The organism is Microbacterium sp. SCN 71-21 (assembly GCF_001725695.1).
GTDB lineage: Bacteria > Actinomycetota > Actinomycetes > Actinomycetales > Microbacteriaceae > Microbacterium > Microbacterium ginsengisoli.
This window is the reverse complement of the sequence record NZ_MEGA01000069.1, coordinates 1-11,612: the sequence shown is the minus strand read 5'-3', so window position 1 is coordinate 11,612 and position 11,612 is coordinate 1. Positions and strand designations below refer to the sequence as shown.

The 11,612-nt window shown below is 71.0% G+C and carries 12 protein-coding genes and 1 tRNA gene; 7 read left to right on the top strand and 6 right to left on the bottom strand.

Annotation, left to right across the window (positions count from 1 at the left end):
* Position 1: 1 nt before the first annotated feature.
* Together ABT08_RS10295 and ABT08_RS10290 are read right to left on the bottom strand one after the other, a co-directional pair.
* Positions 2-92: transfer RNA gene (locus ABT08_RS10295), tRNA-Ser, on the bottom strand.
* A gap of 62 nt (positions 93-154) precedes the next feature.
* Entirely contained in the window at positions 155-1,105 is a 951-nt protein-coding gene (locus tag ABT08_RS10290; protein WP_235557384.1) for an LLM class F420-dependent oxidoreductase, read from the bottom strand.
* 47 nt (positions 1,106-1,152) lie between these two features.
* Between ABT08_RS10290 and ABT08_RS10285 the strand changes: the two genes are divergently transcribed.
* Complete coding sequence (locus ABT08_RS10285; RefSeq protein ID WP_045247372.1) at positions 1,153-2,103, top strand: L-lactate dehydrogenase; 951 nt, start codon at positions 1,153-1,155, stop codon at positions 2,101-2,103.
* Between the two features lie 59 nt (positions 2,104-2,162).
* Positions 2,163-3,521, top strand: a complete 1,359-nt coding sequence (gene radA, locus ABT08_RS10280; protein ID WP_288114879.1) for a DNA repair protein RadA — start codon at positions 2,163-2,165, stop codon at positions 3,519-3,521.
* Positions 3,522-3,600: 79 nt separating this feature from the next.
* Here radA and ABT08_RS10275 read toward each other — a convergent pair whose 3' ends face one another.
* The 4 genes from ABT08_RS10275 to ABT08_RS10260 form a co-directional block, all read right to left on the bottom strand.
* Positions 3,601-4,005: a hypothetical protein gene (locus ABT08_RS10275; protein WP_045247370.1), complete on the bottom strand. Its 405-nt coding sequence runs from the start codon at positions 4,003-4,005 to the stop codon at positions 3,601-3,603.
* A gap of 4 nt (positions 4,006-4,009) precedes the next feature.
* Complete coding sequence (locus ABT08_RS10270) at positions 4,010-4,756, bottom strand: gamma-glutamyl-gamma-aminobutyrate hydrolase family protein (protein ID WP_056518852.1); 747 nt, start codon at positions 4,754-4,756, stop codon at positions 4,010-4,012.
* Positions 4,757-4,808: 52 nt separating this feature from the next.
* Positions 4,809-5,483, bottom strand: a complete 675-nt coding sequence (locus ABT08_RS10265) for a hypothetical protein (protein WP_288114877.1) — start codon at positions 5,481-5,483, stop codon at positions 4,809-4,811.
* An 83-nt stretch (positions 5,484-5,566) separates the two neighbouring features.
* A complete protein-coding gene (locus ABT08_RS10260) occupies positions 5,567-6,109 on the bottom strand; it encodes an amino-acid N-acetyltransferase (protein WP_056206440.1) in 543 nt (180 codons plus the stop codon).
* A gap of 69 nt (positions 6,110-6,178) precedes the next feature.
* Here ABT08_RS10260 and ABT08_RS10255 point away from each other — a divergent pair, with 69 nt between their 5' ends.
* The 5 genes from ABT08_RS10255 (at position 6,179) to ABT08_RS10235 (ending at position 11,482) form a co-directional block, all read left to right on the top strand.
* Positions 6,179-6,949, top strand: a complete 771-nt coding sequence (locus ABT08_RS10255) for an isocitrate lyase/PEP mutase family protein (RefSeq protein WP_056518854.1) — start codon at positions 6,179-6,181, stop codon at positions 6,947-6,949.
* An 86-nt stretch (positions 6,950-7,035) separates the two neighbouring features.
* Positions 7,036-8,169, top strand: coding sequence for an o-succinylbenzoate synthase (menC, locus tag ABT08_RS10250; RefSeq protein ID WP_288114876.1), 1,134 nt, complete (start codon positions 7,036-7,038; stop codon positions 8,167-8,169).
* On the top strand, positions 8,166-8,735 hold the full coding sequence (locus ABT08_RS10245) for a hypothetical protein (RefSeq protein ID WP_056206422.1): 570 nt from the start codon (positions 8,166-8,168) through the stop codon (positions 8,733-8,735). The genes menC and ABT08_RS10245 overlap by 4 nt, the downstream gene beginning before the upstream one ends.
* 79 nt (positions 8,736-8,814) lie before the next feature.
* Positions 8,815-10,200, top strand: a complete 1,386-nt coding sequence (locus tag ABT08_RS10240) for a glycine--tRNA ligase (protein WP_056518856.1) — start codon at positions 8,815-8,817, stop codon at positions 10,198-10,200.
* A gap of 7 nt (positions 10,201-10,207) precedes the next feature.
* On the top strand, positions 10,208-11,482 hold the full coding sequence (locus ABT08_RS10235) for a pyridoxal phosphate-dependent aminotransferase (protein WP_288114874.1): 1,275 nt from the start codon (positions 10,208-10,210) through the stop codon (positions 11,480-11,482).
* Positions 11,483-11,612: the final 130 nt, after the last annotated feature.

The following is an 11,612-nucleotide window of genomic DNA, read 5'->3' as shown; positions in this document are numbered from 1 at the left end:
ATGGCGGTGACGGTGGGATTTGAACCCACGGTAGGGGGTTACCCTACACAACTTTTCGAGAGTTGCACCTTCGGCCGCTCGGACACGTCACCGCCGACGAGTGTACGTGAGGGCGACGGATGCCGCCAATCGGCGCCCGTCTGACGCTGCCGTCTCAGGCGACGCGGGCTGCGACATCCGAGACGATGTCGACCACCCGCGCGGGCTCGTCGATGCCGACGGAGAACACGTAGGTCGCTGTGAAGCCGAGGCCGGCGAGCGCCTCCACCCGCTCGGCGACGTCGTCGACGGTCGAGGCCGGGGAGACCGCGATCATGGCGGTCTTCTCGATCGTGTCGTAGTCGCGGCCGACGGCGTCGCAGTGGCCGCGCAGCACGTCGAGCTTGTGCGCGGGCACCTCGAGGTCTGCCATCGCCGACAGGTTGCAGGCGTCGGCATGCTCGGCGACGAGGCGCAGCGTCTTCTTCTCCCCGCCGCCGCCGATCATGAGGTAGGGCTTGGTGATGTTCTGCGGCGAGTTGATGGTGCGCTCGAGCTGCCAGATCCTGCCCTCGAACGGCCCGTCGTCGTCCGACCACATCTGCGCGCAGATCTGCAGGGTCTCCTCGAGCTCGCGGAAGCGCTGCGCGACCGGCGGGAACGGGAACCCCAGCCCGACGCACTCCTGCTCGTTCCAGGCGGCGCCGATGCCGAGCCCGACGCGACCGCCTGAGAGCACGTTGAGCGTGGAGATCTGCTTCGCCAGCAGCGACGGATGCCGGTAGATCACGCCCGTGACGAGAGTGTGGAGCAGCACCTTCTCCGTGTGGGCCGCGATGAAGCCGAGCGTCGCGTACGCCTCGAGCATCTCGTGATCCTCCGGGCCGATACCGTGCAGTTGCCAGAAGTGGTCCATGACGGTCAGTCGCTGGATGCCGGCGGCCTCCGCATTGCGCACGTGCGCCGCGAGCGCAGGGCCGAGCTGGGCGGGTCCGGTCTTCCAGGTGAAATCAGCGATGTGCAGTCCGAACTCCATGACGCGCTCCGATCCGACGGATGCCGCACCCGTCTCCTCGCACAGGCTACGACCGCTCGCGCGACGCCGGGCCGTCTGGTCGATTAACACGGTGCGAACCGGGGGCACGGGGCATCCGTCACTGCCAGACTGACCCCGTGAGCGCGATCGAGAACTCGAAGGTCACCATCGTCGGCGCGGGAGCGGTCGGGTCGAGCGCCGCCTACGCCGCCCTCATCCGCGGGTCGGCGCGGCACGTCGCCCTGTACGACGTCGCGACCGAGAAGGTCGAGGCCGAAGTGCTCGACCTACAGCACGGCACCCAGTTCACCGGGTCGAGCGACATCATCGGCGGCGGTGACGTGAGCGTCGCCGAAGGCTCGCACGTCGTGGTGATCACGGCCGGCGCGAAGCAGAAGCCGGGGCAGACGCGCATCGAACTGGCCGGCGTGAACGCCGGCATCCTGCGCACGATGATGCCGCAGCTGCTCGAGGTCGCCCCCGACGCCATCTACGTCATCGTCACGAACCCGTGCGACGTGCTGACAGTGCTCGCGCAGGAGGCCACCGCCCTGCCGCCCGAGCGGATCTTCGCCTCCGGCACCGTGCTCGACACGTCCCGGCTGCGGGTGCGGCTCGCGCAGCGCGCCGGGGTGTCGCCGTCGAGCGTGCACGCCTACATCGTCGGCGAGCACGGCGACACCGAGTTCCCGCTGTGGTCGTCGGCCACGATCGGCACCGTGCCGATCCTCGACTGGCAGAGCGCGGGCCACCCGCCGATGACCGTCGACGAGCTCGACCAGATCGCCGTGGAGGTGCGCGACGCGGCCTACAAGGTGATCCAGGGCAAGGGCGCGACCAACTACGCGATCGGCCTGTCGAGCGCCCGCATCATCGAGGCGATCCTGCGCGACGAGCACGCCGTGATGCCCGTCTCGACCGTGCTGAGCGACTTCCACGGCGTCGATCGGGTCGCGCTCTCGGTGCCGTCGATCGTGAGTTCCCGTGGGGCGGTGCCGGTGCGCGAGAGCGCGTTCTCGCCCAGCGAGCTGGGCCTGCTGCGCCGCTCGGCCGACGCGCTCGGCGCCGTCGCCGCCTCGCTGCGATAGTCGCCGCGCCGGTCACCGCGCGGGGCGCCGATGTCGCACCCGCGACCTAACCTGGACGCATGCCGACCCGCAAGGCCGCTCCGCCCGCCTACCGCTGCACCGAGTGCGGGTGGACGACGGCGAAATGGGCCGGCCGCTGCGCCGAATGCCAGCAGTGGGGCACGGTCGTCGAGGCCGCCACCGAGACGGGCATCGTGCGGCAGGTCAGCGCGGTCGCGCCGACGCGCTCGGCGCGACCGATCACGACGATCGACACCCGCGACGCCCAGCGACGCACCAGCGGGGTGGCCGAATTCGACCGTGTGCTCGGCGGCGGACTCGTGCCCGGGGCGGCGATCCTCCTCTCCGGCGAGCCCGGCGTCGGCAAGTCGACGCTGCTGCTCGAGGTCGCCGCGCAGAGCGCCCGCGCAGGCCGACGCGTGCTCTACGCGAGCGGCGAGGAGTCGACCGCTCAGGTGCGACTGCGGGCCGAGCGCACCGGCGCGCTGCACGACGAGCTCTACCTCGCCAGCGAGACCGACCTCGCCACGATCCTCGGCCACATCGACGAGACCCGACCCGACCTCGTCATCGTCGACTCGGTGCAGACGGTCACCTCGTCGCTCTCCGACGGCGCCGCCGGCCAGCCCGCGCAGGTGCGCGAGGTGGCGGCATCCCTGATCCGGGTCGCCAAGGAGCGCGACCTGCCGATCATCATCGTCGGCCATGTCACGAAAGACGGCCAGGTGGCCGGGCCGCGCATCCTCGAGCACCTCGTCGACGTCGTCTGCCACTTCGAGGGCGACCGGCAGACCTCGCTGCGGTTCGTGCGCGCGCTCAAGAACCGCTTCGGCCCCACCGACGAGGTCGGATGCTTCGACATGACCGGATCGGGCATCGTCGAGGTCGCCGACCCCAGCGCCCTGTTCCTCGGCACCGGCGCCCCCGTCGCCGGCACCTGCGTCGCCATCGCGATGGAGGGACGCCGGGCACTCCCCGTCGAGGTGCAGGCCCTCACGATCCACACCGGCGCACCCAACCCCCGCAGGGTGGTCAGCGGGGTCGATGCGTCTCGCGTGGCGATGGTGCTCGCGGTGCTCGAACGGCGCGCGGGCGTCAAGCTCTCGGACTGCGACGTCTACGTCTCGACGGTCGGCGGGGTGCGCCTCACCGAGCCGGCGGCCGACCTCGCGATCGCGATCGCCGTCGCGGGGGCCGTCCGCGAGAGCGCCGTGCCCCGACAGGTCGCCGCGATCGGCGAGCTGAGCCTCGCAGGCGAGATCCGTCACGTCACCCAGGCGCCGCAACGCCGCAGCGAGGCCGAGCGCCTCGGCTACCGCACCGTGCTCGACGCGTCGGTCGGCACGATCGCGAAGGCCCTGCGGCATCCGTCGCTCATCGCCGCCCGCACGCGCGACGAGGGCGAACCAGGGTTCTGAGCGGCGCCGCGGCGGGCGGGCGCTCGGGCGCGGCGGTACCGCGCTCTCGCAGCGATCGCGGCTCGCGGTCGCGCCGCGCTCAGGCCTCGAGCGCCGCGATCAGATCGTCGGGTGTCGCCTGCATGGGATGCGGCCCGGCGATGTCGAAGAACACCGTCGTCAGCTCGTCACGGTGCGCCCGGAGGAAGAGGAGCAGGGCGGCCGGTGACTGCAGCGCCACCTCCTTCGGAAGCGTGGCCGGCTTGTGCGCCGCGTCGCTGAACAGCAGCAGCGCGACATTGCCGTTCGCCGGGTCGCGGTAGGTCCACACCTCGCCGACGTCGAGGGGGTTGTCCCGCGCACCGGGTCGCATGAGCGGCACCACTGTCGGGCCATGACGCAGCGCGAACGCGACGGCCGCGACATCCTGCGTCTGCAACGCGTCGCTCAGCTGCGTGTTGCGGAACTCGGCCTGCGCGCTCGACGCCTTCTTCTTGCCCGGCATCCGATCAGCGTAGCTGCGCCGCGCGGGCCGCGGCCTGGTCGATGACCGCGGCGAACAGGCGAGGGTCGGACGGATCCTGCTCGGGGTGCCACTGCACCGCGACGAGGTAGTCCTCCCCCGCCGTCTCGATGCCCTGCACGAGACCGTCGGCGCTGCGAGCCGAGACGACGAGACCATCACCGACCCGGTCGATGCCCTGGTGGTGGTAGCTGAGAATGCTCGTGCCACCGGCGCCGAGCGCATCGGCGAGCCGCGTCCCGGGCTCGACTGTCGCCTCGCCGCGGGCGAACACTCCGCCGCCGATCTGGTACCGCGAATCGCCGAGCACGTCGGGCAGGTGCTGATGCAGGGTGCCGCCGAAGGCGACGTTGATCAGCTGCAGTCCGCGGCAGATGCCGAACACCGGGATGCCGCGGCGTCGCGCCCCCGCGAGCAGAGCCAGCTCCCACGCGTCCCGGTCTTCGCGCGGCCGATCGGTGGTCGGATGCGGTGCCTGTCCGTATCGCGCCGGGTCGACGTCGAGGCCCCCGGTGATCACGAGCGCGTCGATGCCGTCGAGCGTCGCCTCCACCGCGGCATCCGTCACGGGCTGCGGCGGCAGCAGCACACCGACACCGCCCTGGGTGGTGACAGCGTCGAGGTACGTGGCGGGAAGGTAGGGCGCGCGAAGGTCCCAGATGTCCTGCTGGATGCGCTCGAGGTAGGTCGTGAGCCCGATGACGGGCGGGCGGCCTGCGGGTGCGGCGGTCATACCGAGAATCCTGGCACCCCTGCGACCCGTCGCCGCGCGGCGGCGGGACCGGTCAGTTCAGCTGGAACGACGCGGTCTGGGTCGAGGGGATCCCGCCGATCGACACCGACAGATGGTAGGTCGCCCCGCCCGCACCCGCGCGGGGGCGCGAGGTGCTGTTGCACGTGTCGACGGACGATCGGGTGCGGTCCCAGGTGAGCGGGCTCGCACTCTGCACACTCTGCCCGGCGGTGAGGGTCACGACCTGATCGCTCGGGTCGGTCTGGCAGTCGGTGGAGCGCCACCAGGTGTCGGAACCGCTCGTGATCGTGAACACCTGCTGCGCGGAGCCGACGTTGATGGTGCAGTCGACGCCTGATGTGTTGGTCAGCTTGATCGACAGCTTCGGGTTCTGCCCCGACGCGTACGAGGTCTGGTCGACGACCGGGTCGACAGTCACCTCGTTCGCCGTGCAGGCGCCCGGCGTCCCGCCGGGAGTCGGAGTGGATGCCGCGGCCCCCGGTGTCGCCGCACCGGGAGGCGCAGACGGGCTGGCCGCGCCGGTCGCAGCGGGCGAATCGACAGGGGAGAGAGACGAGGACGACTGCGGCGCCCCGCGCCACGGCTGGGCGATGACGACGAAGACGACCGCGGCGATGACGACCACCAGCACGAACAGCACGGCCAGGCGCCGGCGCCGATAGACGGCGCGCGAGTGCCGACGACGGCGGAGCGGCGGGGTGGTCACCGTTCCAGGCTAGGCGGCGGGTCGACGGCGACGCGACGCCCGCGCCGGGGGCCGCGGCATCCGTGCGTCGCGACCGGGACGGGTCAGAGGTTCTTGAGCATGCGCGTGTTGCCGAGGGTGTTCGGCTTCACGTGCGCGAGGTCGAGGAACTCGGCCACACCCTCGTCGGGACTGCGCACGAGCTGCGAGTAGACGTCGTTGTCGACGACGTGCTCGCCGATGGGCGCGAAGCCGCGACGGGTGAAGAAGTCGACCTCGAAGGTGAGGCAGAACAGGCGCGTGAGGCCGAGCCGGCGGGCGTGCTCCTCCAGGGTCTCGACGACCGCACGGCCGACGCCGGTGTGCAGCCACGGGTCGGCCACGATGAGAGTGCGCACCTCGCCGAGGTCCTCCCACATGACGTGCAGAGCACCGCACGCGATGACCTCGCCCTCAGCGTCGACGGCGACGACGAACTGCTGCGTGGCCTCGTAGAGCACGACGAGGTCTTTGCCGAGCAGGATGCGACGCTGCACGTACGGCTCGAGCAGGCGATGGATGGCGCGCACATCGGCGGTGCGCGCACGGCGGATCTCGAACGATCCGGTGTTGACGGGGGACGCTCCGGAGGATGCGGCGTCGGTCATGCTGACCACAGTAGACCGCACACCCCGTGGCATCCGGGCGTACCGGCGTCACCGGTGTTGACTCGTGCCATGTCGATCGTCGAGAAGGGCGCCGCGCTGCGCGCGCTGCACACCGATCCGCCGTTGCTGACCCTGGTGAACGTGTGGGATGTCGCCTCCGCCCGGGTCGTGGCCGCCCACCCGCGCACCCGCGCGATCGCGACGGCCAGTCACGCGATCGCGGCAGCTTTCGGCTACGACGACGGGGAGCGGATCCCGCTCGAGCTGCACCTCGCCACCGTCGAGCGCATCGTCGCGTCGACCACGCTGCCGGTGACCGCCGACCTCGAGGCGGGCTACGGCGACCCCGCGGCAACCGTGCGCCGCGCGATCGACGTGGGCGTGGTGGGCGCGAACCTCGAGGACGAACTGCGACCGCTCGCGGCGGCGAGCGCGGCGGTCGCGGCGGCTGTCGAGGCGGCGGATGCCGCGGGCGTGCCGTTCTCCCTCAACGCCAGAACGGATGCGTTCCTGCGCGCCGAGGGCCGTGGCCGTGCGGAGTCGCTGGCCGACGCGATCACCCGTGGGCGCGCCTACCTCGCGGAGGGCGCCACCTGCGTGTTCGTGCCCGGCGTGCTGGACGAGCCCGAGGTGCGCGAGCTCGTCGCCGCGTTCGGGCCCGGAAGGCTCAGCGTTCTCGCCGCTCCGGGGTCGCTCCCGCTCCCCGTGCTCGCCGCGCTCGGCGTCGCCCGCGTCTCGTTCGGTCCGTGGCCGCAGCGTGCCGCCCTCACGGCGCTCGACCGGCTCGTCGACGAGGTCGCGGACGACGGGCTCCCCGTCGGCATCCGCCCCCTCGTCTGAGACCCGGCTCCGCACCCGATCACGATCCGGTGACGGCGGGCGTTCTTCAGCGGGGGCACAGCATGCCCCTCGGTACCCTGAAAGGCGTGCCTTCCCCACAATCCTGCCGATCCGTCACGCTCGACGGCATCGAGCTGCGGGTGCTGCACATCCCCCTCGTGAGTCCCTTCACGACCTCGTTCGGCACCGAGTCGGTGCGCGAGGTCATCGTCGTGCGGGCGCTCACCTCCGACGGCGAAGGCTGGGGCGAGATCGTCACGCAGGAGGCGCCGCTCTACTCGAGCGAGTACACGCAGGGCGCATGGGACGTGGCGCGCCGCTTCCTGATCCCGGCGCTGCTCGACCGTCACCGCCTCGCCCCCGAGGAGGTCGCCGGCACGCTCGCCCCCATCGTCGGCCACCGCATGGCCAAGGCCGGCCTCGAGCTCGCCGTTCTCGACGCGTCGCTGCGCAGCGAGGGCCGCTCACTCGGTGAGCGCCTGGGCGCCGTCGTGCCGCGGATCCCCTCGGGCGTCTCGGTGGGCATCCAGCGCGACGCGTCGACGCTCGTCGACACCGTCGCCGGCTACCTCGCCGAGGGTTACCGCCGCATCAAGATCAAGATCAAGCCGGGCCGCGACGTCGCCGACACCGCAGCGGTACGCGACGCGTTCGGCGACATCCCCCTGCAGGTCGACGCGAACTCCGCCTACACGCTCGCCGACATCGACACGCTCGTCGAGCTCGACCGCTTCGACCTGCTGCTCATCGAGCAGCCCTTGCAGGAGGACGACCTGGTCGACCACGCCACCCTCGCCGAGCGCCTGTCGACGCCCGTCTGCCTCGACGAGTCGATCACCTCGTTCAAGGCCGCCGGCGACGCGCTCGCGCTGGGCGCGGCATCCGTCATCAACATCAAGGCCGGACGCGTGGGCGGCTACCTCGAGGCGGTGCGCATCCACGACCTGTGCCGCAACGCCGACGTGCCGGTGTGGTGCGGCGGCATGCTCGAGACGGGCATCGGCCGCGCCGCGAACGCCGCCCTCGCCGCGCTCCCCGGCTTCACCCTGCCCGGCGACGTGTCGGCCTCGAACCGCTTCTACACGCAGGACATCGTGCGCGACCCCATCACCCTCGTCGACGGGCACGTCGACGTTCCCACCGGCCCCGGCCTCGGCATCGAGATCGATCCGGTCGCCCTCGACGAGTTCACCGTCCTGCGCGAGGAGGTGCGCCGATGATCCGGATGCCGCGCCTCGCCGCCACGGCCCTCGTCGCCGTCGCCGCGATCGGCCTCCTCTCCGGCTGCGCCGGCCGCGCCGTCGCGCACCCGGCGCCGTCGGCGACCGCGCTGCCGACGGGCATCACCGCGTGGCTCGCGACGTCGCCCGAGACGGCGCCGAGCATCGTCACCTCGACAAGCGGCCAAGAGGCCTACCTCGTGGTGCGCAACGACACCACCCAGCCGATCGTCATCAACCGGGTGCGCATCGACGACCCCCGCTTCCTCGGCCTCGGCTACCGCGTAGGCGCCGTCTCCAGCTCGGTCGCCGCCGGTGAGGAGGCGCGCATCGCCGTGCAGCTTCCGGAGATGATCTGCGACGAGACGGGCAGCGCTGCCACGGCGGCCGCCGAGGCCCTGACGGACGCCTCCCCGCGCGCCACGCCCGCGGCGACCAGCGCCGCCAGCGCCACCGTGTCGGTCGGATTCGCCCTCGGGGCGGCCGTCGGCGTCGCCTACACGCCGCTCGACGACCCGAACGGCGTCCTCGACTCCGCCTACGCCGCCCAGTGCGGCGCCCGCTGACGATTAGACTCGGGGGATGCCGCCGGCCCGCGGCATCCGCGATTTCTCGCACTCTCCCCCTCCGACCATTGGAGCCACCGTGGCCGTGCAGTCCCGCCTCGACAAAGTGATCGCCCTCGCCCGCCACCGCGGGTTCGTGTTCCAAGCGGGCGAGATCTACGGCGGATCCCGGTCCGCATGGGACTACGGACCCCTCGGCACCGAGCTGAAGGAGAACATCCGTCGGCAGTGGTGGCAGACGTTCGTGCGCGGTCGCGCCGACATGGTCGGCCTCGACTCGTCGATCGTGCTGCCCAAGCAGGTGTGGGAGGCGTCGGGTCACGTCGCGACGTTCACCGACCCGCTGGTGGAGTGCCTGAGCTGCCATAAGCGCTTCCGAGCCGACAATCTGCTCGAGGACTTCGAGGCCCGCAAGGGCCGCCCGGCCGAGAACGGCCTCGCCGATGTGCCGTGCCCGAACTGCGGCACCAAGGGTCAGTACACCGAGCCGCGTGCGTTCTCGGGTCTGATGAAGACCTACGTCGGCGTCGTCGACGACGAGTCGGGCCTGCAGTTCCTGCGCCCGGAGACCGCGCAGGGCATCTTCGTCAACTTCGCGAACGTGCTCACCGCGAGCCGCAAGAAGCCGCCGTTCGGCGTCGGCCAGATCGGCAAGGCGTTCCGCAACGAGATCACCCCCGGCAACTTCATCTTCCGCACCCGCGAGTTCGAACAGATGGAGATCGAGTACTTCACCCCGGAGGCCGAAGCCGACGAGTGGTTCGAGCACTGGGTCGAAGCCTGCTGGAACTGGTTCATCGACCTCGGCATCGATGCCGACAACATGCGCCGCTTCGACGTCCCCGAAGAGGACCGTGCGCACTACTCGGCCGGCACGATCGACGTCGAGTACCGCTTCGGCTTCCCGGGCAAGGAGTGGGGCGAGCTCATGGGCATCGCGAACCGCACCGACTTCGACCTCGGCAACCACTCGACCGCGTCGGGCCAGTCGCTCACGTACTTCGACCAGGCGTCGGGCGAGAAGTACACGCCTTACGTCATCGAGCCCTCCTTCGGCCTCACGCGGTCGATGATGGCGTTCCTCGTCGACGCCTACGTCGAGGAGGAGGTGCCGAACGCGAAGGGCGGCACCGACGTGCGCACGGTGCTCAAGCTCGACCCGCGCCTCGCCCCCGTCAAGGTCGCGGTGCTGCCGCTGTCGCGCAATGAGAACCTCTCGCCGCTCGCGCGTGAGGTCGCCGACGATCTGCGCGGTGCGTGGAACGTCGACTTCGACGACGCCGGCGCGATCGGTCGCCGCTACCGCCGCCAGGACGAGATCGGCACGCCGTTCTGCGTCACCGTCGACTTCGACTCCCTCGAGGACAGGGCGGTCACTGTGCGCGAGCGCGACACGATGAGCCAGGAGCGGGTGCCGCTCGAGGCCCTGCACGGCTACCTGGCCGAGCGGCTGCGCGGCGCCTAGGCTCCGGATGCCGCGCCCCTCCCCTCTCGCGCAGTCGGTGCCACCCAGCGGCATCCGTCGCATTTTCGAGCTCGCCCAGACGCTCGACGACGTGATCGCACTGTCGGTCGGGGAGCCGGAGGTCGCTGTCGCCCCGCACGTGCTCGCCGCGGGGGCGGATGCGTGGGAGCAGGATGTCACCAACTACACCGCGAACTCGGGCATCGCGCCGCTGCGCGCGGCACTGGCCGCGAAGCTCGCGTCGTTCAACGGCTACACCGGCGGTGCGGATCACGTGCACGTCACGGCAGGCGGATCGCAGGCGCTGCATCTCGCGATGACGCTGACCCTGTCGCCGGGCGACGAGATCCTCATTCCCGACCCCGGCTACTCGACGTTCGCGATGGCGCCGCGGCTCGTCGGCGCCGTGCCGGTGCCGTACACGCTGACGGTGGCCGACGCGTTCGTGCCCGACGTCGACCGGCTCGACTCGCTCGTCACCGAGCGCACGCGGGTGCTGCTGGTCAACAGCCCGTCGAACCCGCTCGGCGTCGTGTACCCGCCGGAGGTGGTGGACGCACTGGTCGCGTTCGCCCGCCGTCATGACCTGTGGATCATCAGCGACGAGGTCTACGAGTACCTCACGTTCGGGCTGCCGTTCACGAGCGTGCTCGCGGCCGCCCCTGAGCGCACCGTCGGTGTGTTCTCGCTCTCCAAGACCTACGCGCTCACCGGCGCGCGCATCGGCTACCTCGTGACGCCGCCGCCGCTCACGCCCCTGTTCGGTCCGGCGAACGAGGCGATCGTCAGCTGCGTCAACGCGCCCGCGCAGTACGCGGCGCTCGCGGCGGTGACAGGCCCGCAGGACGCGGTCGAGGCCGCCCGCGCGACCTATGCCGCGAACCTCGCCGCCGCCCGCGAGCTGCTCGACGCCCGCGGCATCCCATACCTGCGCTCCGACGGCGCGTTCTACCTCTGGATCGATGTGTCCCACGCGTCGGGCGGCGACGTGTCCAGCTGGGCGGAGCGGTTCCTCGTCGCCGAGCGGGTGGCCGTGGCACCGGGGTCCGCTTCGATCAGCCTTTGCCTGAATATGGTGCCTTCCGGAGAGCGGAGAAACTCCATTGCCGCCTTTCTGGATACCCCGTGCGTCTCAAACGTCTTCGCTTCGGAGATGTCGGCGGCGTTGCGTGCCCTCAAGTCTTTCGATACCAAGCCATCACTCATGAGCGTTCCGCGCATCAATGATGGCTTGGGTGTCGGCAATCAGTTGTTCTTCCTCCGGGCTGCGCCCTCCCCGTAGTTCGGCTGCAAACGCGTAGTAGGCGTCGTCAACGCTGGGGCTTCCATACTGGGTGTACATGCCTTCGGCAAAACTTCGGCCGCAAGGGATGAGTGCTTCTTCGAAGGGCACCCTCACCATGCCTGCCTTG